The 22,819-nt window shown below is 65.4% G+C and carries 21 protein-coding genes; 9 read left to right on the top strand and 12 right to left on the bottom strand.

Annotated features, from left to right (window positions below; genetic code table 11):
* Both M5C96_RS12410 and M5C96_RS12405 read right to left on the bottom strand, forming a co-directional pair.
* Window positions 1-963 carry a chromate resistance protein ChrB domain-containing protein gene (locus tag M5C96_RS12410; RefSeq protein ID WP_272569397.1) on the bottom strand — a complete coding sequence of 321 codons (963 nt, stop codon included), beginning with the start codon at window positions 961-963 and terminating at the stop codon, window positions 1-3.
* A gap of 205 nt (window positions 964-1,168) precedes the next feature.
* Window positions 1,169-1,600, bottom strand: a complete 432-nt coding sequence (locus M5C96_RS12405) for a helix-turn-helix domain-containing protein (RefSeq protein ID WP_272569395.1) — start codon at window positions 1,598-1,600, stop codon at window positions 1,169-1,171.
* A gap of 177 nt (window positions 1,601-1,777) precedes the next feature.
* Between M5C96_RS12405 and M5C96_RS12400 the strand changes: the two genes are divergently transcribed.
* Window positions 1,778-2,218, top strand: a complete 441-nt coding sequence (locus M5C96_RS12400) for a hypothetical protein (RefSeq protein WP_272569393.1) — start codon at window positions 1,778-1,780, stop codon at window positions 2,216-2,218.
* Here M5C96_RS12400 and M5C96_RS12395 read toward each other — a convergent pair.
* The gene (locus tag M5C96_RS12395; RefSeq protein WP_272569391.1) at window positions 2,215-2,517 is read right to left on the bottom strand and encodes a helix-turn-helix domain-containing protein; all 303 of its coding nucleotides are present in this window, start codon (window positions 2,515-2,517) and stop codon (window positions 2,215-2,217) included. The two genes, M5C96_RS12400 and M5C96_RS12395, sit on opposite strands and share 4 nt — an antisense overlap.
* A 113-nt stretch (window positions 2,518-2,630) precedes the next feature.
* On the opposite strand from M5C96_RS12395, the gene M5C96_RS12390 reads away from it, so the two are divergent.
* Entirely contained in the window at window positions 2,631-3,083 is a 453-nt protein-coding gene (locus M5C96_RS12390) for an HAD domain-containing protein (RefSeq protein WP_272569390.1), read from the top strand.
* Window positions 3,084-3,373: 290 nt separating this feature from the next.
* On the opposite strand, the gene M5C96_RS12385 is transcribed toward M5C96_RS12390, so the two are convergent.
* Entirely contained in the window at window positions 3,374-6,322 is a 2,949-nt protein-coding gene (locus M5C96_RS12385; RefSeq protein ID WP_272569389.1) for a Tn3 family transposase, read from the bottom strand.
* 510 nt (window positions 6,323-6,832) lie between these two features.
* Between M5C96_RS12385 and M5C96_RS12380 the strand changes: the two genes are divergently transcribed.
* Complete coding sequence (locus M5C96_RS12380; protein WP_272569388.1) at window positions 6,833-7,735, top strand: metal-dependent hydrolase; 903 nt, start codon at window positions 6,833-6,835, stop codon at window positions 7,733-7,735.
* 83 nt (window positions 7,736-7,818) lie between these two features.
* Here the strand turns inward: M5C96_RS12380 and M5C96_RS12375 are convergent, their stop codons facing one another.
* The 4 genes from M5C96_RS12375 to M5C96_RS12360 form a co-directional block, all read right to left on the bottom strand.
* Complete coding sequence (locus M5C96_RS12375) at window positions 7,819-8,463, bottom strand: ankyrin repeat domain-containing protein (RefSeq protein WP_272569386.1); 645 nt, start codon at window positions 8,461-8,463, stop codon at window positions 7,819-7,821.
* 113 nt (window positions 8,464-8,576) lie between these two features.
* A complete protein-coding gene (gene katB, locus M5C96_RS12370) occupies window positions 8,577-10,103 on the bottom strand; it encodes a catalase KatB (protein ID WP_272569385.1) in 1,527 nt (508 codons plus the stop codon).
* 311 nt (window positions 10,104-10,414) lie between these two features.
* The gene (locus M5C96_RS12365; RefSeq protein WP_272563731.1) at window positions 10,415-11,122 is read right to left on the bottom strand and encodes an IS5 family transposase; all 708 of its coding nucleotides are present in this window, start codon (window positions 11,120-11,122) and stop codon (window positions 10,415-10,417) included.
* A gap of 4 nt (window positions 11,123-11,126) precedes the next feature.
* Window positions 11,127-12,074: a LysR family transcriptional regulator gene (locus tag M5C96_RS12360; RefSeq protein ID WP_272569383.1), complete on the bottom strand. Its 948-nt coding sequence runs from the start codon at window positions 12,072-12,074 to the stop codon at window positions 11,127-11,129.
* Between the two features lie 243 nt (window positions 12,075-12,317).
* Here M5C96_RS12360 and M5C96_RS12355 point away from each other — a divergent pair, with 243 nt between their 5' ends.
* From M5C96_RS12355 to mmsB, 4 genes are all read left to right on the top strand, one after another.
* A complete protein-coding gene (locus M5C96_RS12355; RefSeq protein WP_272569382.1) occupies window positions 12,318-13,856 on the top strand; it encodes a CoA-acylating methylmalonate-semialdehyde dehydrogenase in 1,539 nt (512 codons plus the stop codon).
* A gap of 53 nt (window positions 13,857-13,909) precedes the next feature.
* Window positions 13,910-14,335 carry a lysozyme inhibitor LprI family protein gene (locus tag M5C96_RS12350; protein ID WP_272569381.1) on the top strand — a complete coding sequence of 142 codons (426 nt, stop codon included), beginning with the start codon at window positions 13,910-13,912 and terminating at the stop codon, window positions 14,333-14,335.
* 80 nt (window positions 14,336-14,415) lie between these two features.
* Entirely contained in the window at window positions 14,416-15,582 is a 1,167-nt protein-coding gene (locus M5C96_RS12345) for an acyl-CoA dehydrogenase family protein (RefSeq protein ID WP_272569380.1), read from the top strand.
* 88 nt (window positions 15,583-15,670) lie between these two features.
* A complete protein-coding gene (mmsB, locus tag M5C96_RS12340; RefSeq protein WP_272569379.1) occupies window positions 15,671-16,567 on the top strand; it encodes a 3-hydroxyisobutyrate dehydrogenase in 897 nt (298 codons plus the stop codon).
* 49 nt (window positions 16,568-16,616) lie between these two features.
* Here mmsB and M5C96_RS12335 read toward each other — a convergent pair whose 3' ends face one another.
* Window positions 16,617-17,192: a retropepsin-like aspartic protease family protein gene (locus M5C96_RS12335; RefSeq protein ID WP_272569378.1), complete on the bottom strand. Its 576-nt coding sequence runs from the start codon at window positions 17,190-17,192 to the stop codon at window positions 16,617-16,619.
* A gap of 286 nt (window positions 17,193-17,478) precedes the next feature.
* Between M5C96_RS12335 and M5C96_RS12330 the strand changes: the two genes are divergently transcribed.
* Window positions 17,479-18,180, top strand: coding sequence for a superoxide dismutase family protein (locus tag M5C96_RS12330; protein WP_272569377.1), 702 nt, complete (start codon window positions 17,479-17,481; stop codon window positions 18,178-18,180).
* Complete coding sequence (locus M5C96_RS12325) at window positions 18,180-20,276, top strand: TonB-dependent receptor family protein (protein WP_442867388.1); 2,097 nt, start codon at window positions 18,180-18,182, stop codon at window positions 20,274-20,276. The genes M5C96_RS12330 and M5C96_RS12325 overlap by 1 nt, the downstream gene beginning before the upstream one ends.
* 33 nt (window positions 20,277-20,309) lie before the next feature.
* Here M5C96_RS12325 and M5C96_RS12320 read toward each other — a convergent pair whose 3' ends face one another.
* From M5C96_RS12320 to xopAJ, 3 genes are all read right to left on the bottom strand, one after another.
* Window positions 20,310-21,155: a fumarylacetoacetate hydrolase family protein gene (locus M5C96_RS12320; RefSeq protein WP_272569375.1), complete on the bottom strand. Its 846-nt coding sequence runs from the start codon at window positions 21,153-21,155 to the stop codon at window positions 20,310-20,312.
* 63 nt (window positions 21,156-21,218) lie between these two features.
* On the bottom strand, window positions 21,219-21,515 hold the full coding sequence (locus M5C96_RS12315) for a hypothetical protein (protein ID WP_272569374.1): 297 nt from the start codon (window positions 21,513-21,515) through the stop codon (window positions 21,219-21,221).
* Window positions 21,512-22,591, bottom strand: coding sequence for a XopAJ/AvrRxo1 family type III secretion system effector zeta toxin (gene xopAJ, locus M5C96_RS12310; RefSeq protein WP_272569373.1), 1,080 nt, complete (start codon window positions 22,589-22,591; stop codon window positions 21,512-21,514). Before xopAJ ends, M5C96_RS12315 begins: the two co-directional genes overlap by 4 nt.
* Between the last annotated feature and the right edge of the window lie 228 nt (window positions 22,592-22,819).

Here is a 22,819-nt window from a genome sequence, read left to right as displayed (position 1 = left end):
CTACGGTTTGCGGTGGGTCGAGAAATGCGCATGGAGCGAGTCCAAAACCCCACCCACATCGGTCAACAGGGCGTCGTCGTCCGGCCAGCGCTTGCGCGCACCGGCCAGCACGGCCTCGAAGCCGCTGGCTTCAGGTGTGGTGGTCCCCCCCACGTCCAGGGCATGCACCATGGAGCCCAGGCGCAACAGGCCGCGATCACCGTCCAGGCCAAAGCTCGCCAGCAGCACCTCAAACGTCACCCGGTCGCCCACGTGCGAGAAAGTCGCGCCGTCAAAATCAAAACCCAGCGCATCGGCGGGGCAGTCGGCCGGGGATTCCAGCCAAAGAAAGCGTGCGCTGGGGTCGATGAAGCGCTGGATGAGCCAGGCGCTCGCCACACGGTCTACCCACAGATGGCGGCGTGTTGCCCACAGGCGCCCCTGGTACTGCATTCGGTCACGCCGGGCAATACGGCCCGCTGCGGCCTGGGGTTCGCCGGGTAACTGGATGGATTCGACCGCGTTCGTGAAGTCCCGCCATTGGGCTTCGGCACGGATGGAGGATTCACCCGGAAAGAAGTCGATCTTGTGAATGGCCTCATAGGCGCGCGCGTGCCGACGTTGCAGACGCTGCAGCTCTACAGCGACTAGCGTGGGCAAAATCTGGCGGGCTTTTGCCAACTCATCCAGCCAGGGGGCGTAGTCGGCAGTGCGGTCAAACAGTGCTTGGTAGGCGGCTTGTTCGGCCATGTCCTGGGCATGCACGTGCAGCAGCCAGGCTTGCCCGCCTTCCTGCAGCGCCTCATCGGCCAGCGTTTGCAGCTGCGCTGCCTGTTCCGCTTTTGCGGGCAGCAGGTAGGCCCCGTCGCGCAAGGCGGCACAACCCAGTGCCTTGACGGCACGCCAAATCCGCATGCGCGCAGTGGCTGCTGCAGATGGGAGGCTGACGATGAAGGCCAGCCAAGAGTCAGAGGTGAGAGACATGGCGGCAGCTTAGTGCGCCGTCATGACTGCTGCAATGATGTAGCTATCTCTACAAAATATTGAACTACTAGGCAGTCCGACTAGCTGATTTCAGCTGACCTGGGAGGCTACGTGCGAGGCCTCATCGCGGCGGTCAACGCACCACGCGCATGATCACTGACATGCGCGTGTTCGTTTCCAACTCGCGCGTCGAAAACCGTCTGACTCACCAGAGGCCTCGCTTGTTCACGAGTACGGTGGACAGCGCTGCCAGTCTCTGCGTCTCCGTCAGAGCGTCGGTCGTCGCAAGCACCGGTGGCATCGGAAATCCGGCGACTTCATGGGTCCGCCTGAGCACCTGCTCCACCAAACTGGTTCGCGGAACAAAAACATAGCGCACTTCGCAATCCAGACCGTGAGCCAGGCGCGCCAGAGTGTTCAGCGTAATGCTTCCATTTGCCTCGGCTTGCTCCAGTTTGCGGGCCCCCTGGGCGGTCATACCCAAGCGCTCTCCCAGCGCTTTGGAACTCATGCCCAGTGCCAGCCGAATCGTCTTTGTCCAACCGCACCTGGGCGTGGCATTGCGCTGCAGCTTCGCAAAGTCGCAAAACTGCCGGTCAAGTTCAGCCAAGCGGGTGAGATCCAGGCGGTTTTTCAAGGGTCAAAAGATTGAGACAACAGGCTGGTTGCCTCCCCGAGCGCTTCGGGGCAACCGGATTCTTTCCATTGAGGGGGGCGCGCGCTTGGAATACAGAAATGGCCTTCCTACTCGGCTATCTTCGCACGCCACGGTCCTGAACAGGACCAATTGGTCTCATATTAACTGGAATGAACAATGATGCTGCGTTTGGAAAAAGCGACCCTCGGAAAATTTGGAGCAGAGGACATGCTGGGCCTGATCACATCACGCGGATGGGAAGCCATCTTGCCGGATGCGCTGGATGACAAACACCTCTTGTTGGTGTCAGACCAGTTCAGAGACCTTCTGTCTGGCGTGGATTGGAGCGGGGATCATGATCCCGCTCGTGCTGCCTTACCGCTCACTCTGTTGCTTCTGACCAAAGCGGGTGCCAAACGTTCGGGAGATAGTATGGAAGTGGGCTTGGAGACTCTGCAGGAAGCTCTGTGCTTGCTCAGCACTGCCGTTGATCGTGAGATCGTCAATCGGATGCTGCAACGCCAAGATGCCACGCCCATTGGCACCGGGCTGATACAAGGACTTCAAATACTGGTTCAGCACGCCAAGGAACAGGCAGCATCGGAATGCTACGCCTAGTCTGAAATGATGCCCTTGAAGTCCGCTTTGACGGTCTTGAGGAGTTCATTGACCACAATCGTGTCCAGGTCCGGGCAGTACGCGGCAGCGATCAATGTCAAAGGATGGATTTGCATCTGATCAGCCAACACCTCAATAGTGCGGATACTGGGCACTTGATGTCTCTGCTCGATGCGACTGATGTGGCGGCGGCTGGTGGCCAGCAACATGTCCTCCTGCACCAACCCCCTTGCAGCGCGCAATTGCTGCAGCGCCCGACCAAAGTCGGCTTGGGGTTGGACACGCTTTCGGGAAGACATCCACCCGATTTCCGTCCAATGAGACTAAAAAGACCACGACCAACTAGTCTCATTGGCACGCGAATTCGGTAGAAATTTCGTCCCTGTTGGAAATCTGTTTCTGAAGTCGCGCTGTGCCCATACTCTTCCTGGACTTTGATGGGGTCTTGCACCCAGAGCATTGCCATGCGTCCAAGCACTTTTGCTGTCTACCGATCCTGGAAGATGCGCTACGGCATGTACCAGGGTGCCGAATCGTGATCACCAGCACTTGGCGCCTGGAACAATCCTATGAGGATCTGCTGCAAAGGTTCTCTGCGGACATTGCCGCCATGATCGAAGGCATCACCCCCATATATTGCGATCTAGCGAACGTCCCGAATACGCTGGTGGGGTACGAGCGGGAAGCGGAGTGTCATGCCTGGCTTTGGGCCAACAATCTCCCGCATTGCAACTGGGTGGCCGTGGATGATCGATCGTGGCTCTATCGGCCGTTCTGCAAGTCGTTGTTTTTGGTCAGTGGGCGCACCGGGCTCACGCCCACGTCCGGATCACAACTGACGTCCCGCCTTCAATCCCTTTTGTGAAACATATCTCGGTCCAAAACCGGGGCAAGGGTCAAAATCCGAGCGGGGCACAACCCACATTCCGATTGATTGGGCGCGAGATGGGATCTCTTATTGATGGTGTGGCTAGCAGGAGAAGAGTTCGTTTGGACGCCGCATTCCGAACGTCCAGCTCTAACTCTACTTTCCGGTTTTGCACAAAAAAATGAAAACACGAAATGGCAGGCGCCGCTAAGTCATTGATTCATATAGAACAGCTTTCCGATTTTGCAAAGAAAAATAGAAACCGGAAATGCAACGGCTTTTTGGATTCAATTGGCCCGGGTTCGTTTTGCAGGTGTTTGCTCCCGCAGCAGCACGCTCGCATACCGCTCCACGCTGAAGCTCATCAAGCCCCGAAAATTGATGTGCCCGAAATGGACAGGCCCGATGCGTCGCAGCACATCTTCCTCGATGCGTTGACCACCGGACTTCAACCGATCCACGGTTTCCTGAAGCTTCATGGTGTTCCAGCCGATCACCATATTGGTCAGAAGTGCATGAGCACCGGAGATGGACCGGAGTTCGTCGCGGCGCCGACCGCGCTCGGCAGCGACGCGCCCATAGTAGATGGCGCGTTGCAGCAAGTGAACCGATTCGCCACGATTGAGAAGAGTATGGATCTCCCGTCGGAAGGCAGCGTTGGTGAAGTAGTCACACAGGAAAACGGAGCGAAGCAAGCGGCCGTACTGATCCAGGCAACTACGCACTTCATCTCCAGCCGCCGCGCTTCCATGGCGAGCCAGTGCCCAGGCCACACTGACGCGCCCGGACTTGATTGAGGCAATGAGCCGCATGGTCTGGTCCCAACCATCACGGATGGCTTTTTCGGAAATCGCGGGAATTGCCACTTTCTCCAGGCCCTCCGGCACCTTGATCGAGCGGGGCGTCCAGATTTTGCGATCTGGCAGGCCCGCCAGTTGCGGGCACAAATCGAACTTGAGCAGCTTGGCCACGCTCATGCCGGAATAGGTATAGCCGTGTGTATCTACGGCCAGAAGATCAACCTTGATCCGATCCTCGCTGTTGGAGTTGTAGGCGTCAATTCCATGCACAGCGGGAGCATCCTGGCGCGTCATCAGCACGATAGGCTGATCGAAGATGACGGGGTAGCTGCCCAGAATATGGGTGTAGATACCTGCGGCAGCGGTCTTTCTGCGAGGATCGGTTCGGGCAATAGACAGGTGACGGGTAGCGTCCAGAGCCATCATGTCTGAAGAGGCTTTTTTCCCGTCGCTCCACAGGTTGACGATTGCAAAGCGCTGCTGAAACGCAACCACGCTGTCGTTGGCCGCACGCAGGCGTCCAGGCGCTTCAAGCATGCGCATGGCGGCAGAAACGTGACTCACAGGAACGCCTGGAATCATGGAAGCTGCAGCTTTTGCGTCGATCTCGGTTCCGTGCGCCAACAAGCCTGTATACAGGGCTACAAGCTCCTGTGCCGTCTCAGGCTGGCGCCCCATCAGCATCGTGCTGACCTGGGTGCGACTATCGATCTCCAAGATGATGTCTGACAACTGTGTCGTTCCAATGATTTCGTTCAGGAACTGGTTCGTGCGGCGCAGCGCTGGCTCTTCCTCCATGGCCCTTATGGCCGGGATTCTGACCGAGCCGTCTTCATCGATTTCGAGCAAGCCTTTTTCTAGTCCGGCCTCGACATCCGCAAGTCCCGCTCGCAGCAATTCATACTGGAGAGCAAGAGCTTTTCTTGGGTCTAGCTCCAGGCCGTAGGCTTCGCACAGTGCTTGTTTGTCACGTTCCCATTCTTCCTGTGGGATCAGCAGACTCTCTTTGCTCTGGTATGTCGCACTGTGGTTCACATAAAAGCTACCGCCACGCAGACCTTTGCAAATGCGCCGCAGAGCGCACCCTTCAAAAGCGCGAAGAGCGGCTACGCGGTCTGGCCCCTCCAGCAGTGGCCGCCACTTGGATTCGACCAGCGACGTGTCAAAGTCACTCGGCAATTCTTTGGCTTCTGCCGCTTGCAAGGCCCGCAGTGCGGCAAGAAGCCTGCTGTCTGCATGCGCTGGATCCGCTTGCAGATCAAGGCAGGTCATCCCGGCCAGCAGATTCCGCACTTTCGTTGTCTGCTCCATCAGAGTTTCCCTGACGACCTCAGCATGGCTGACAGGAGGGAGCCCCAAGACACCCTCAGCAAGAGCCATGATGGCCGCCAGACGCTCCTCGGCGTTTATGTCAGTGTTGCCCGCTATGTTCCGCATCGATTCGATGGAGCTGCGGTACTCATGAGCGCGCTGCGCCTGTTTCGCTTGCACACGGGTAGATCCCAAACGAATGATGTCGCTGGTATGCCGGTTGTTGCGAAAGATAGCTTCGTCACTGAGTTCACCGAGCAAATGCTTGAGGAAACAGACAATCTCTACGGAGCGGGTGTCTTCAATTCGGCGGGCAGTCTCAGAGGGCGGCCTGTTCATCACTGCTTGGGCGAACGCGTGGATGCGACCGATGGAAAGCCCTTGCAAGTTCCACGAGTGGACGCCGAGCGCCTTCAGAGCTTCTATACGCGAGTTGACCTCTTTGAGGGCCTTCAAGCTGTGTTTGCCTGCTGATTGCTTGAGCCACTCAAGGACTGAAATTCCAGGGGACATGCTCTCCTCGTGCATGACCTTGAGAATTGCGCGAAGTCGTATAGGGGTTACTGCAGTCCGAATGGTGGCGAGCGCCAATTCCTCAATCACCCGGAAGGCCGACCGAGCACGGTCTTGAATGTGGCGCTTGCCGGGCAGGACAATCTTGTTGTCGAAAAGCCAGTGTTCGGCAGAGCTGAGGAGTTCATCCACCGAAGCGGCATCGATGGCTTGCTGGGAAAGTGCTGCTTGCAAACGCACCTCGGCGCCTGCATCGTAAGCCGCTAAGCCAAGTTTCTCTCGAACCCAGGCGCGGTGGTTGGCGAGCGTGCGATCAGCGTTCTGGTAAAGCGCCTTAAGAGAAGCTATCGCGGTGTTGCTGATGCGAAGCTGTTCACACAGCAAGCGCAGCATTGCCGGCGGCATCCTGAGTTTGCTGTCTGGCTCTCTGCCTGTAAGAGCCAGAAAGGAAAGTTGAACGGCCAGTCCCAAGTGGTAACGCTTGGCATAGTTGCTATCACGAATCTCCTTGACCAAACTGTCAGGCAGGCGACAGTGCAGTTGCACGTCATCATCGTTCAGGCCCGATGGAAGTTTCTCGAACCCAACGAATCTGTACCGGTAGCTCGACATCAGCGTCCTCCCCAATGCAGGAGACACTATAAAACGCTCCTAAGTCGTTGTCGCCAAGGAGTTTTTTGACTCAGGATTCCGATTTTGCACTGAAACCGAGATCACCCCCAGCGCACGGGAAAGCGCATCGTGTGCACGAGCGTCTTGGCTTCGGGAATCTCGATCTTCATCGGCGGCCTCGGTTGGTGCCGGGTGTGCGGAGCGGAACGCGCTGCAGACGGCCCGGCGAAGAATGGCGTCCACCAGCACAGCGTATCGCACGGTAGCTCCTGCACAGCGACCTTTTCCCAAACATGAGTAAGGCGGCCAAAGTCTGGACGGTCGCACGATCGGCTCACGCCTGAAACGCAGTACCCACGCGGTCTCGGAGCCTTATTCCGGGTGATCGGGCTGCCCCGAAAAACCTGAGCGGTAGGCGAGTAGCGCGTCCGGTTTAAAACTGAATAATCCTCAGAAAACGGAGCCCGGCGGCGTTGCCGGGCCACCGCCGTTTCTGGAAAGCCGCCTCCCATGTCCGAGATCCCCGCCTCCCCCGACCCCGCGCCCGCCGCAGCAGCCGCCGCCGCCACCCTCCCCGTGCGCAAGCTCGAAGTGGACCTGCAAAAGGGCTTCGCCCGCCACTGGCACGGCGGCGATGCCTTCCGCACGCAGTTCTTCAACGCGCTGTCGATGAGCTTTCCGGTGGGCGAGCAATTCTTCATCGATTCCGTGCGTGATGTCACGCCGCTGCTGGGCAACCCCCATGGGCCGCTGGCCACCCGCTTCCAGGCCCTGTTGCGCGGCTTCATCGGGCAGGAGGCCACGCACCGGCATCTGCACGGGCTCTACAACGCCGAACTGGAGCGCCAGGGCCTGCAGAACCACTGGCAGCACTGGGCGCGCGGACGCATCGCCCGCCTGCACCTGCGGACCAAGAATCCGCTGCACGCCCTGGCGGTGACCTGCGCCTACGAACACTTCACGGCCCTGCTGGCCGACGGTACGCTGCGCCATGCGCGCTGGCTCGATGGCGCCGACGCCACGCTGCAGACCGTGTGGCGCTGGCATGCCGCCGAGGAGACCGAGCACCGTGCCGTCGCCTTCGATCTCTACCGCGCCGCGGGCGGCAGCAACGCCTGGCGGGTGCGTTGGTACTTGTATGTGGCGCTGGTGTTCACCGTCGATGCGATGCGCCAGACGGTGCTCAACCTGCAGCGCGACGGCACGCTGTGGCGCCCCTCCACGGCCTGGAGTGCGCTGCGGTTCTTCTGGGGGCGCGATGGCGTGGCCTGGCGCTCGCTGCCGGCGCTGGTGCGCTACCTGCGCAGCGACTTCCACCCCGATCAGGAACACGCATCGCCCACGGCCGAGGCGCTGGCCCAGCAATGGCTGCAGGCGAACGCCGAGCGCTTTCGCGTGGTGGGGCGCAGCTGACCACCGTTACTATTATTTTGATAGCAAAATGCCCTAGTTCCCATTGCGCTGGAGGGCAATTTGGCTTGAAGCCCTGCAAAGGCTCACCGCGCGGGTGAACCGGCGAATTCGCCGCGCTGCAGCTGCGACACATCGTTGCCCCGCGCGTCCTTGGCGCCGAGGTCCGCGCCCTTGGCCGCCAGGGCCTGCAGCAGTTCGGTCCGCTGGAACAGGGCGGCGTACATGGCGGCGGTCTGGCCGGCGTTGTTGCGCTGATCGGGGGCGCAGTCGGCCTGCACCAGCCGCCGCGCGATCGCCACCTCGCCCTTGAAGATCGCGCCCATCAGGGCGGTGTTGCCGCGCAGGTCCTGCACGCAGGGGTCGGCACCGGCCTTGAGCAATTGCTCCACCACCTCGCGGTGCCCGTGGTAGGCCGCCAGGATGAGCGCGGTGTAGCCTTTTTCATCGCGGACATTGAGGTCGTAGCGGGCGGCGATGAACTCGCCGAGCATGTCACGCCGGCCCTCGCGGGCCGCGTCGAAGAAATAGCGGCGCAACTGCCGCTGGACCTGGGCCGGATCGGTCGAGGCTGCCGGCTCGGCGCCTGCCGAGGCTGCGGGTGGCGACGCGGGTGCCGCTGCCGCCGTGCCCGGGGCCGCGCTGGAGGCCGCACCCGCTGCGCCGGCCGCCATCGCGCCCGCACACAGCACTGCTAGCACCCAGGGGCACGATCGATGGGAAAGGGACATGCCGATCTCCTTGAAATGGGGGGACGGTCGTGGGAGGGGCACCGCCAGCGGCGCCCCTCGATGCAGCACGCGGGCGCCAGGACGGCCACCCCGTGCGCATCGCATGCCTCGCGTCAGTCTTGCAGCGCGGAGGCCAGTTGCTTCACGCGGGCCAGGTCGCCCTTGGCCACGCGGGCCACGCCCGTGCCGTACTCGGGATCGGCCTTGTACAGGAACGACAGGATGATGTGCTTGCTCTCGGCATCGGCGCCGGCCAGCGATTCGCCGAAGCTCTGGATCAGGTCCTCGCGGTCCTTCTTGCCGTAGCTGCGGTACAGATCACCAGCCTGCTTGAAGTTCTGCTCCTTGCCGATCTTGGCCTGCTGCGTGGTGCCGGACAGCGGCAACTGGCTGTAGCGCGCCGCCGAGACCTGCGGGCGGGGCTCCAGGCGGCTGGGCTCGTAGTTCACGCCGCTGGTGGTCTGGCCGAAGTTCAGCGTGCCGTCCTGGTTGCCGTTGTTCACGCCGACGCGGGGGCGGTTCACCGGCAGGCTCAGGCCGTTGGTGCCCACCCGGTACAGCTGCGTGTCGGCGTACGAGAACACGCGGCCCTGCAGCAGGCGGTCTTCCGAGGGCTCGATGCCCGGCACGACGTTGGCGGGCGCCATGGCGACCTGTTCGGTTTCCTGGAAGAAGTTGTCCACGTTCTTGTTCAGCACCATCTGGCCGATCTTGCGTTCAGGCACATCGGGCCAGATCTTGGTGGCGTCCAGCGCGTTGAACTCGAACTTGTTCAGGTCCTCGGGCTTGAGCACCTGCACGTACAGATCCCACTTGGGAAAATCGCCCTGCTTGATCGCATTGACCAGGTCGTTGGTCATGTGGCTGTAGTCCTTGGCCTGGACGGCGGCGACCTGCTTGGGATCCAGGTTCTTCAGCCCCTGCAGGCTCTTCCAGTGAAACTTCACGTAGTGCACCTGGCCCTGGCTGTTGACCAGCTTGTAGGCATGCACTCCGTTGCCGTCCATGAACCGGTAGCCGGCGGGCGTGCCCTCGTTCGAATACAGCAGCGTGAGCGTGCGCGTGGCCTCCGGCACGTGCGAGAAGAAGTCGAAGCGGCGGGAATCGTCGTCCAGGTTAGTGCGGGGGTCCGGCTTGAACGCGTGCACCATGTCTGGAAACTTGATGGCGTCGCGGATGAAGAAGGTGGGGAAGTTGTTGCCCACCAGATCCCAGTTGCCCTGGCTCGTGTAGAACTTGGTCGCGAAGCCGCGGGGGTCACGCAGCGTCTCGGGGGAATGGTTGCCGTGCACCACGGAAGAGAACCGCACGAACACCGGGGTGCGTTCGCCGGCGCTGAACACCTTGGCCTGGGTCAGCGAAGACAGGTCTTCCGTCGCCACGAACTCGCCGCGCACGCCGGTGCCGCGGGCATGCACGACGCGCTCGGGAATGCGCTCGCGATCGAAGCGCTGCAGCTTCTGGATCAGCTGCACGTCCTGCAGCAAGGTGGGGCCGTTCGGGCCGGCGGTCTGCGAATTCTGGTTGTCGCCCACCAGGGCGCCGTTGTCGCGCGTGAGGGCGGATTGGGCGAACGCCGCGGGCGCTACCAGCGCGCCTTGCAGCACCAGCGCTGCGGTGAAGATTTTTCTGGTTGTCATGGAAACTCCGCTCTAGTCGTTAAGGGAAGCGAATGATCCACGTGGCGGAATGTCGCTCACAAGGGGGGTTTGGCTATGGCCGCGATGAATATTGCCGATGGGCCCCTTACAACCCTTTGGATGGAGTGCAGTAAATGCCGGAAAGCGCGCGGACGCGCGCTATTAAAAAAATAGCAATCTACGAATCGAAACACCCCGCCGGTCGCTTTTTATTACATATCCGAAGCGCTTTCCGGGGTCTTTCGGTTAATTGCCGTGGCTTTGTTGCACAAACCGAATCGAGCGCGTTATGACCCCAGCCCCAGGCGCACTCATGCCACAGCCGCCACCGCGACGGTTTCAGGCCGTCCAAGCTGGCTGAACCGGTTCAGCAGCGCAACTCGGACATGCAGCTCAACCACCTGACGCTCAAACGTTCGTGCCATGACCCGCTCGCCCAAGCGCTTGAAGCAGTGCATCTTGGTCATTTGCGCCAGCAACTGCGGCAGCATGGGCGCATCTCCAATGGCGTTGCTGGTGACCTCGATGGCCCGGATCTCCAGTGTCTGAGCATCGATGCCCAAATGAACCTTACGCCATTCGCGCCGGTATTCGGCCCCGTGCCTTTTGCGCTTGCATTCACCTTCTCCCAGGAACTTAATGCCTGTGCTGTCCACCAGCAGGTGCAGCGGTGAGCTCCTCGGCTGGTAGTTCAGTTGGACTTGCAGATCCTTTTGGCGCCGACAGACCGTGCTGAAGTCAGGGACCGGCCAGTTCACCCCAGCCAGCTTGAGCAGGCTTTGGACCATGCCAAGCGCTTGGCGAAGGGGCTGACCAAACAGGCACTTGATGCTCAGACAGAACTGGATCGCGGCATCCGAGAACGTTTGGTTGCGACCGCGTTTGCCTTTGGGCTCAGCCAGCCACTGCATCCCCCTATCCAGCCACATCGTCAGCGATCCACGGGCCTTCAATGCCGCGTTGTACTGTGCCCAGTTTGTCGTGCGGTAGCGGGTCCGCATCTTCTTGCCTTCACTCATCTGGTCAGACTACCAGCGAGCTGCATCGCTTTGTGCAACAAAGCCGCTCCGACGCATCCGGCGCGTGAATGATTTTGAGCGTCTTGTCGGAAGACACCTCTTTCAGCCAGGTCCAGACCGCCTGGATGCGCGCCTGGTGCTTGGCCTCGGCGGGCATGCTCATCCAGAAGGTTCGCGTGAATCGGGCTTCTTCGGGCAGCACCCGGGCCAGCACCGGATCGCGGTCGGCCAGAAAGGCCGGGAGCACGGCCAACCCCGCGCCGGCGCGCACCGCTTCGTACTGCGCCGTGATGCTGGTGCTGCGAAACGCGAACCGCGCCGGACGGTGCAATGCGTCCAGAAACTGCAGTTCCTTGGTGAAGAGCAAATCGTCCACATAGCTCACGAAGGCATGGTGGCGCAGATCGTCCCGGGTCGAGACCAGCGGGCGACGGGCCAGGTACTCGCGCTGGCCGTACAGGTGCAACGTGTAGTCCGCCAGCTTGGCGACGATGACCGATCCCCGCGCGGGGCGCTCCAGCGAGATGACGATGTCTGCCTCGCGCCGGGACAGGTGCAGCATGCGCGGCAAGGCCAGCAGGTCGATGGTGAGGCCGGGGTTCTTCTGCGTGAGCCGTGCCAGGTGCGGCGCGAGGATGAGCGTGCCGAAGCCTTCCGTCGCGCCCACGCGCACCACCCCGGACAGGCCCGCCGCCGCATTCGCCGGGGCCGCGCGCTCCAGACCGAGCACGGCGGTTTCCATGGCCTCGACGGCGGGCAGCAGTTGCCGGCCCGCCTCCGTCAGGCGGTGCCCGCCGGCCTCGCGTGCGAACAGCGGTGCGCCCATCTGCTTTTCCAGCGACTGGATGCGGCGGGCCACCGTGGTGTGCTCCACGCCCGTGCGGCGTGCCGCGCCGGCCAGTGTGCCGGAGCGCGCCAGCTCCAGAAAGTAGCGCAGGTTGTCCCATTCCATTCGTGTGAGGCCCTCTCATCCATATGTTCTTCGTGGGGGCGCATGCTGATCGGCCAGCCGAAGCCTGTGCAAATTTGCAAACCCAAGGTGCACGCATGCGCCTTGTGCTGGCAATTTCGCACAGCTAGGATGCGCAGGCCACCGGGATTTGCCCGCGGTTGCGGCCCCGGCGCCCTGCCCGGCCGCCCGCTCAGGCCATTGTCCCGGCACCGCATGACAGACACACACAGGAGACAAGACACCATGGACGCATCCATCACCGCTCAAAAGGCCCCACAGGCCGCCCTGGCCCCCACCGTCAAGCTGCTGATCGGCGGCCAGTTCGTCGAGTCACAAACCACCCAGTGGCGCAATGTGGTGAACCCCGCCACGCAGGAAGTGCTGGCGCGCGTGCCCTTCGCCACGCCAGAGGAGATCAACGCCGCCGTCGCCTCAGGCAAGGAAGCCTTCAAGACCTGGAAGAAAACGGCCATCGGCGCGCGGGCGCGCATCTTTCTCAAGTACCAGCAGTTGATCCGCGAGAACATGGCCGAACTGGCCGCGATCCTGACGGCCGAGCAAGGCAAGACGCTGCCCGATGCCGAGGGCGATGTGTTCCGCGGCCTGGAGGTGGTGGAGCACGCGAGCGCCATCGGCAACCTGCAGCTGGGCGAGTTGGCCAACAACGTGGCCGGCGGCGTGGACACCTACACGCTGATGCAGCCGCTGGGCGTGTGCGCGGGCATCACCCCGTTCAACTTCCCCGCCATGATCCCCCTGTGGATGTTCCCCATGGCCATCGCCACGGGCAACACCTTCGTGCTCAAGCCCTCCGAGCAGGACCCCATGGTGACCATGCGCCTGTGCGAGCTGGCGCTGGAGGCCGGCGTACCCCCGGGCGTGCTGAACGTGGTGCACGGCGGCGAGGACGCGGTGAACGCCATCTGCGACCACCCGGACATCAAAGCGATCAGCTTCGTGGGCAGCACCAAGGTGGGCACGCACGTGTACAACCGCGCCAGCCTGAACGGCAAGCGCGTGCAATGCATGATGGGCGCGAAGAACCACGCCATCGTCATGCCCGACGCCAACAAGGAGCAGACGCTCAACGCCCTGGCCGGTGCCGCCTTCGGCGCCGCGGGCCAGCGCTGCATGGCGCTGTCGGTGGTGGTGCTGGTGGGCGAGGCCCAGCAGTGGATTCCCGACCTCGTCGCCAAGGCCAAGACGCTCAAGGTGAGCGGCGGCACCGACAAGGGCACCGACGTGGGCCCATTGGTCTCGTGCGCAGCGAAGGACCGGGTGGAAAGCCTGATCGAGCGCGGCATCGCCGATGGCGCAAAGCTGGAACTGGACGGCCGCAAGCCGCAGGTGGCGGGCTACGAAAAAGGCAACTTCGTCGGCCCCACGGTGTTCAGCGGCGTGAAGCCCGGCATGTCCATCTACGATCAGGAGGTCTTCGGCCCGGTGCTGTGCCTGGGCGCGGCGGCCGACATCGACGAAGCGATCGCCTTCATCAACGACAACCCGAACGGTAACGGCACGGCCATCTTCACGCAGTCGGGCGCGGCAGCCCGCAAGTTCCAGGAAGAGATCGACGTGGGCCAGGTGGGCATCAACGTGCCGATTCCCGTGCCCGTGCCGCTGTTCTCGTTCTCGGGCTCGCGCGCTTCCAAGCTGGGCGACCTGGGGCCGTACGGCAAGCAGGTCGTGCTGTTCTACACGCAGACCAAGACGGTCACGGCGCGCTGGTTCGACGACAGCACCATCTCGCACGGCGTGAACACCACCATCAGCCTGAAGTAGCCCGCTGGCGCGGGAGCGGCCGGCCGGGGCCGCGCGGTGCTACAACGCCAAGGATGCACATTCTCAAGATCACGACGAAACGGTGGGCGGCGCTCGCCTGGGGTAGCGGCGCGACCTGCGCCCTGCTGTTCAGCGCGGGGGCCCACGCCCAGGCGGGCGCACCCTGCCGGCCGGAGGGCACGGTGGCCGAGACCAATGCCTGCGCGGTGCAAACCTACCAGCAGGCGGACACGGCCATTGCGATTCTCTACAGCGACGTGATGCGCGCGCTGTCGGCCCACGAGCGGCCACAGCTGCGGCAAGAGCAGACCGCCTGGCAGCGCCAGCGCACCATGCTGTGCAAGCAGGGCACCCAGTCCACCGAGGGCCTGCCCGAGTGGCCGCGCCTGTACCACGCCTGCCTGACCGCCGAGACCGAGGCGCGCCGCCAGGGCTTGATGCGCTGGCTGACGCTGGACCATCCCTCCGCCAAGCCGTAACGCATCCGCCACCATCCACCCCGCCCCGCCCGCAACGAGACAAAGCAGAACAACGAACGACCGCCAGCGAGACCCGATCCATGGACTTTGAACTGACCGAAGAACAGCGCGCCTTCGCCGAGACGGCCCGCGACTTCGCGCGCGCCGAACTGGCGCCGCACGCGGCCCGCTGGGACGCCGAGGGCATCTTCCCTCGCGAGGCGATCGCCGCGGCCGGCGCCCTGGGCTTTTGCGGCCTGTACGCCCCCGAGAACGCGGGCGGCTTGGCCCTGCCCCGGCTCGACGCCACCCTGGTGTTCGAGGAAATGGCGGCGGTGGACCCCTCCACCACCGCCTTCATCACCATCCACAACATGGCCACCTGGATGCTCGGCACCTGGGCGACCGACGCCGTGCGCGACCGCTGGGGTCCCCTGCTGGCCAGCGGCGAGAAGCTCGCCTCGTACTGCCTGACCGAGCCCGGCGCGGGCTCGGACGCGGCCTCGCTCAAAACCCGGGCGGAGTTGGCAGGCGCTGAATACGTCATCAACGGCGCCAAGGCGTTCATCAGCGGTGCGGGCAGCACCGACGTGCTGGTGCTGATGGCCCGCACCGGCGACGCCGCATCGGGCGCGGCGGGCATCAGCGCCTTCGCGGTGCCGGCCGATGCGCCGGGCATCCAGTACGGCAAGAAGGAAGAGAAGATGGGCTGGAACAGCCAGCCCACCCGCACCATCAGCTTCGACAACGTGCGCATTCCGGCCGACCACCTGCTGGGGCGCGAGGGCGAGGGCTTCAAGATCGCCATGAAGGGCCTGGACGGCGGGCGCATCAACATCGCCACCTGCTCGGTGGGCGCGGCGCAGGGCGCGCTGGCCCAGGCGCAGCAGTACATGCAAGACCGCAAGCAGTTCGGCAAGCCCATCGCGAGCTTTCAGGCGCTGCAGTTCAAGCTGGCCGACATGGCAACCGAACTGGTGGCCGCGCGCCAGATGGTGCGGCTGGCGGCCTCCAAGCTGGATGCGGGCGCACGCGATGCCAGCACCTATTGCGCCATGGCCAAGCGCTTTGCGACCGATGCGGGCTTCAACGTGTGCAACGAGGCGCTGCAGCTGCACGGCGGCTACGGCTACATCCGCGAGTACCCGCTGGAGCGCCTGATGCGCGACGCGCGCGTGCACCAGATCCTGGAGGGCACGAACGAGATCATGCGGGTCATCATCGCGCGCCGCATGCTGGAGGGCGACGCGCCCGACGCCATCCGCTGACCGCATTCACTACCAATTTCATAGCAGCATGCCCTAGTACTTATTGCGCTAGAGGCCTGTTTCATTCAAAACCAAAGGAGACACTTCCATGAAGATCGCATTCATCGGCCTGGGCAACATGGGCGGCCCCATGGCGCTGAACCTGCACAAGGCGGGGCATGAGGTCCGCGCGTTCGACCTGTCCCAGCCGGCGCGCGACAAGCTGGCCGAAGGCGGCGTGGCCATTGCGGCCGATGCGGCGGCGGCCGTGCAGGGCGCCGAGGTGCTCATCAGCATGCTGCCCGCCAGCCAGCACGTGGAATCGCTGTACCTGGGCAACGGGCAGCAGCCCGGCCTGCTGCCGCTGCTGGCCGCCGGCACGCTGGTGATCGACTGCTCCACCATCGCCGCCGCCACCTCGCGCAAGGTGGCCGAGGCCGCCCAGGCGCGCGGCCTGGCGTTCATCGACGCGCCCGTCTCGGGCGGCACCGGCGGCGCCGTGGCCGGCACGCTGACCTTCATGGTGGGGGGCGATGCCGCCGACCTGGAGTGCGCCCGCCCCATCCTGGAAAAGATGGGCGCCAACCTGTTCCATGCCGGCGCCGTGGGCGCGGGGCAGACGGCCAAGATCTGCAACAACATGCTGCTGGGCATCCTGATGGCGGGCACCAGCGAGGCCATCGCCCTGGGCGTGGCCAACGGGCTGGACCCGAAGGTGCTGTCCGAGATCATGCGCCGCAGCTCGGGGGGCAACTGGGCCCTGGAAAAGTACAACCCCTACCCCGGCGTGATGGAAGCGGCCCCCGCCAGCAAGGGCTACGCGGGCGGCTTCGGCACCGACCTGATGCTCAAGGACCTGGGTCTGGCGCAGGAGAACGCCATGGCCGTGAAGGCCGCCACGCCGCTGGGCGGGCTGGCGCGCAGCCTGTATGCGGCGCACAGCCTGGCCGGCCAGGGGGCGCTGGATTTCTCCAGCATCATCCAGGCGGTGCAAAAGAAGGGCTGACCCGGGCGGCGGGGCAGCGACCAGCCCCGGGGCCTGCGCTCAACTGGCCTCAGTTGCGTGGCCGCAGCACCATGCGGTCGCGCCCGATCTCCACGTCGAAGTGCTGCAGGAAGTTCTGGCCCAGCAGCGCGTCCTCGTCGTCGTCGCCCGTATACCCCGTGCCCACGCGCAGGCCGGACACCGCCAGCGAGCGCACGGTGACCGAATCGGCCACCACCACGCGGCCCTGGCGCGTGCCGTTGGCGGTGCGGAACTGCGTCACTTCCCCGCCCGTGAGGCTGGCCTTGCGCGCGAGCGCATCGGTCACGCCCACCAGGCTGGCACCGGTGTCCACCATGAACATCACGGGCTGGCCGTTCACCGTGCCGGCCACGCGAAAGTGCCCGTCGCGGTGACGGGGGATCACCAGGGCGCCCTCCGCCGTCACGCTGGCGCCGCGGGGCTTCAGGTAGTGGTCCATGGCCACGTAAAGCACGCCCATCAATGCGAGCCAAAAGGCCAGGATGCCCCACATGCCCCGACGGGCCAGCGCGCGCGTGCGGCGCTCGCCGGGCACGTGTGCGTCTTCCACGTCGCCACCGCCCCGCAAGCCCAAGCGCTGGCGGTCTTCGCCATCCGATGCCATTCGTTGTCCTTCCGGAAATGTGCTTGGGGCGAGTATGGCCCAGGCACCGCACGTTGCCTCGCCGCGCCAGGCGCATCGCCGCCGTTGTCCTACGCCTTGCGGGCCCGCATGCGGTCATCCTCGGGCCTTCGCCCGCGGCACCGCCAGGGCACCGCGCGACCACGGTTGCAGCCACTGATCCACCCTTGGCGCCAGGGCCGCGCAACGCATCACACGACACCCGTCCCTGCCGCTTCCTTCACCATTCTTTTCGTCGATCCCGACGCACCCTTCTCAGGAGAATTCCATGGCCCCTCTTCTTTCCAGCCCATCCCGCGCTTCGTTCCAACGCCGCGGCACCCTCGCTGCCAGCACCGCCGCCGTGGCGGCCGCCCTGTTCCTGGCGGGCTGCGCCGGCAATGCCTCGGACAACTCCCGCACCGCCGTCGCCAAGACCCCCGTGCCGGGCCTGGAACGCGCCACCGCGACCGCACGCCTGGTCACGCCCGAAGGCGCACCGGCCGGCAATGCCGTCCTGACCGAAACCGCCGCGGGCGTGGAAGTGGCCATCCAGGTGCAGGGCCTGTCGCCGGGCAAGCACGGCTTTCACATCCATGCCAATGGCGCCTGCTCGCCCGGACCGGACGCCACCACCGGCCAGACCATCGCGTTCGGCGGTGCCGGCGGCCACTTCGATCCCGGCATGGCCAAAAAGCACGGCCATCCCGGCCAGCCCTCGCACGAGGCCCATGCGGGCGAACTGCCCAACATCACCGTGGGCGACGACGGCCGGGGCAGCGTGCGTTTCGTGAACGCCAACGTCTCGCTCACGCCGGGCAAGACCTCGGTGGTGGGCCGCTCACTGGTCGTGCACGAAAAGGAAGACGACTACACCACCAACCCTGCCGGCAATTCCGGTGGCCGGCTGCTGTGCGGCCTGATCCAGCCCGCACCGGCCAGCACCGTGGTGGGCGACAAGGCCGCCGCCCCCTCCCTGCTGGTCCGTTGATGCGCCGCGCGCGGCGCGCGGTGCCCCAGGCCGCTTTGTGGTGCTGCGCGCTGGCATCTGCCGGGTTCGCACGGGCCCAAAACCTTCCTCCGCAGGACCCGCCAACGGCCACGCTCCCGGCGGTGCAGGTGCCCGGCCAGGCCGAGGCGCAGCGCCGCTTCGATGCCGCGGCCAGCCACACCAGCGTGGCGGTCGATGCGTTCTCCACCCCCAGCCCGCTGGTGAACCTGTCCGAGCTGCTCGCGGCCCAGGCGGGCGTGGTGGCGCTGGACCGGCAGAACTACGCGCAGGACCTGCAGATCGCGGTGCGCGGCTTCGGTGCGCGCTCCACCTTCGGCGTGCGCGGGGTGCGCATCCTGGTGGACGGCATTCCGGCCACCATGCCGGACGGCCAGGGCCAGGCGGCCACCGCGCAACTGCAGTCGGCCTCGCAGGTCGAGGTGCTGCGCGGGCCGCTGGCCCAGCTCTACGGCAACGCGGCGGGCGGCGTGCTGCAGGTCACCACGCGGGAGCCGCGCGAAGGCGGCGGCGGCGCGTCGGTGGCGGCGGGCTCGTTCGGGCAGCGGCTGGTGGATGCGTCGCTCGACTTCGGCGACCGCACGCTCGGCGGGCTGGTCGACGTGTCGCACTTCGAAACCGACGGCGCGCGCGACCACAGCGCGGCGCGGCGCACGCACCTCAATGGCAAGCTGGTGGCCCGGCCCGATGCCGACACCCGGATCACCGCGTTGCTCAATCTCTACGACCAGCCCCTGGCGCAGGACCCGCTGGGCCTGACCCGGGCGCAGTTCGAGGCCGATCCTCGCCAGGCGCCGTCCGTGGCGACGGACTTCGGCACGCGCAAATCCGTGGCGCAAAACCAGTTCGGCGTGGTGGTGGAGCGGCAACTGGGCGCGGCCGACAGCGTTCAGGTGCGCGCCTATGGCGGCACGCGCACGCTCACGCAATTCCTGTCGTTCAGCGGCGCAGCGGCCAGCAGCGCAGGCGGCGTCGTGGACCTGGACCGCGACTACTACGGCCTGGGCATGGCCTGGACGCACACCGTGCGCCGCGCCTCCGGCCTGCCCCTGACCTGGACGCTGGGGCTGGACGCCGACCGCCTGTCCGAGCACCGCCAGGGCCTGGTCAACAACAACGGCACGCCCGGCGCGCTGCGGCGCGACGAGCAGGACCGCGCGGGCAACACCGATTGGTTCGCCCAGGTGGACGCCTGGCTCACACCCACCTGGCGCGCCGTGGCCGGGGTGCGCGCCAGCCGCGTGCGCGAGAGCGTCAACGACCGCTTCATCACCGCCGCGAACCCCGACGACAGCGGCCAGCGCACCTGGCGCCAGACCAGTCCCGTGCTGGGCCTGGTGTGGAGTGCCACCGACCAGCTCAACCTGTACGCCAACATCGGCCGCGGCTTCGAGACGCCCACCCTGGCCGAGATGGCCTACAGCACGGGCAACACCGGCCCCAACTACGGCCTGAACGCCTCGCGCAGCCGGCAGATGGAGGTCGGTGCCAAGTGGCAGGGAGCGGTGCACCGCATCGACGCGGCCTGGTTCGACGCGCAAAGCCGGGGCGAGATCGTGCCGGCGGCCACCGTGAACGGGCGCACCGTGTACCAGAACGCCGACCGGGTGCGTCGGCGCGGGCTGGAACTGGCCTGGAGCGCCCAGTCCGGCGCCTTCAAGCCGCGCGTGGCCTACACGTATCTCGATGCGTTCTTCGACAGTCCCTACGTCGTGGTGGGCGGCGCCACCGTGCCCTCGGGCAACCGGCTGCCGGGCACGGCGCGCCAGACCGTGCAACTGGCGCTGGACCACGCCCTGTCGCCTGCATGGCAATGGGGCGCGACGCTGGACGTGTCCGGCAAGGTGTACGCCAACGACGTGAACACCGAGGCCGCCGCCGGATTCGCCGTGGCCGGCCTGCGGGCGGGCTATGCCTTTCGCACCGGGGACACCCGCTGGCAGGCCTGGGCGCGGCTCGATAACCTGTTCGACCGCCGCTATGCGGGCTCGCTCATCGTGAACGACGGCAACGGGCGCTTCTTCGAGCCCGCGGCGGGACGGCGCATCATGGTGGGGCTGCGCGCGCAGTTCCTGTAGCCGCCCTGCCCGGGGCGCAGGGCCCAGGTCGGCTCAGCCGCCTTCGCACACCAGGCGCTGCTCGCCCAGGCCCGTGGCCCCCAGCCGCATCACGTCGCCCGGCCGCAGAAAGCGCGGTACGGGCTTCTTGCCCAGCCCCACGCCGGCCGGCGTGCCGGTGAGCACGATGTCGCCCGGCTCCAGCGTCATGAACTGGCTGATGTACGACAGCACCCGGGGCACCCCGAAGATGAAGTTGCGCGTGTTCCCGTCCTGCATGCGCTCGCCGTCCACCTCCAGCCACAGGCCGATGGCGTGCGGATCGGGCACCTCGTCGGCCGTCACGAGCCAGGGTCCGATGGGCGCGAACGTGTCGTAGGCCTTGCCTTTGTCCCACTGCCCGCCGCGCTCCATCTGGTAGCTGCGCTCGGACACGTCGTTGGCCAGCACGTAGCCCGCCACATGCTGCAGCGCGGCGTCTTCGGCCACATGCTGCGCGCGGGTGCCGATCACGATGCCCAGCTCCACCTCCCAGTCGGCCTTCAGCGCGCCAGGCGGGATGCGCACCGGGTCCGTGGGCCCGCTCAGCGCGGTGGTGGCTTTCATGAACAGCACGGGCTCGGCCGGCGCGGCCAGGCCCGCTTCGGCCGCATGGTCGGCGTAGTTGAGCCCCACGCACACGATCTTGCCCACGCCCGCCACCGGGCAGCCCAGGCGCTCCGATTCGGGCACCACGGGCAGGCGCGACGGGTCCAGCGCTGCGAGGGCGGCCAGGGTGCGGGGCGACAGCTGGGCGGGGCCGATGTCGGGCAGCAGCATGGACAGGTCCCTGACAATGCCTTGCGCATCGACGAGCCCGGCACGCTCCGCGCCCGGCTGGCCATATCGGATCAGTTTCAAGGTGTCTCCTACCGGTGGAAGTTTCCAGACGCGGAAGCGGGCGACGGGCGCCCGTCCGAAGCATCACGACCAGTAGTCGATCTCGTCCAGGCTGCGGGCGAACGCCCGCAGGTCCGGGACCTGCGAATACTCCACGTAGTAGAGGTACTCGTAGACCATCGCCTGTTGCGCGAGATCGGTCCAGCGGCCGCGCTGCGTCGTATCGTAAAGCGTCTGGAGCTTCCCGAGGTCGAAGGCCTCCTTGCCGCTCGATGCGGCCTGTGCCTTGGCGTCCTGCAGCCGCGCCGTCCGCTGCTGCTGCGCGCGCTCCCTGAGCTGCCGATGAAAAGCCAGGGCGACCTCGCCTTTGAGTTGGGTCATCTTCGATCCTGTCCATTCAGCGTGCAGTGGATTCCCAGCGCCTGGGACCACGACAGGCCGGCATATTTCTGCAAGGCTTCGCGAGCGGTCACGGCGATGGCGGCGGGCATGGCTTGGGTCAGTTGCCTGATCGTCTCGTCGTCGATCACCTGTTCGCCGATGTCGCTGGCGGGCAAGTCGGAGAGCGCCAAGATCTCGGCGTATTGGTCCGCGTCGTGGATGGTCAGCTCCCCGCTTGCAACGGTCGCGACGGGCGCCTTCTCGCCCGTCGCCGACGTGCCCATCAGGTGGTAGGTGCCGATCTGCGGCTTCGCCAGGAACTGATCGATGACGTCCAGGCGATTGCCGCGAATGGCGGAGTAGCCGGCGACGACGGCGGCATAGGGCGGACGCGGATCGTCCCCGTCGGGATCCCGTTGCAAGACACCGAGCAGCGAACGCTCCAGCGGCATGTCGATGTCGTACATCTCGACCTGGCGGCCGGTGTTCTCGGACAGTGCGATGTAGCTGGCGACTTCGTGCGCGCCGCCCAACCGTTTGTCGACCAGCATGCTGGCCGGCTTTCCGCTCGCCGTCTTCCCTGTGGCGATCTGGCGTTCCAGCCGGTCGGCGAGCACGCACGACTCCGCGTGCACGTTGGCCGGGGTCAGCCGGGGCTGGCCGGGCGCTTTCCTGAGCCGCGACTTGAACGCGTCCGGATTGATGCTGCCCCCGCCGCTTTCCTGCAGGGCGTCGGCGAGGGCCGGCACGGCCGATCGGGCCAGCCGGGTCTTTCCGGCGGCCGTGTTGCCGCGCAACGCGAACAGCGTCGGATCGCAGCCCAACCGCTCCACACATTCCGCGAAGACAGTGGCCTTGCGAAGGGAGTCGTCGATCAGCGCATCGTGCAGCTTGCGGCGCTTGGGCTGCCAGTGGGCGGGATCGGCCAGGTAGGCCCATCGCCCGGGCCCGACGGGCGGCAGCGTGCCGACCGTGAACATCTCCACGGAGCCGTTGGCGTACGCGCCATTGAAGGCCGCGGAATGGGAGGTTCGCCAGGCAGGCAGGCTCCGCAGCGCCGAGATCGCCGAGCGCACGGGAGAGAGAGTCCCTCGGCCTGCGCCCTGGGGGGCGGCCCTCAATGCCGGGGAGCCGCTATATCGTTTCGATGGGGAGTCCGTCGGCAGCGAGGGGCCCGATGGCGGTCTGGTGGGAGGTTGGCGCGGCACGTGCGCCCGAGCGGCAAGGCGATAAATCATTGGGCCGGCAAGTTAGCGGCTGTGACTCGGCGGCGCCTTCTCACACGCGAAGACGGGGCAGGTTCT

The sequence above is a fragment of the Acidovorax sp. GBBC 1281 genome (assembly GCF_028473645.1).
GTDB lineage: Bacteria > Pseudomonadota > Gammaproteobacteria > Burkholderiales > Burkholderiaceae_C > Paracidovorax.
Note: the sequence above shows the minus strand (reverse complement) of the source record. Positions and strands in the feature narration are given on the sequence as shown.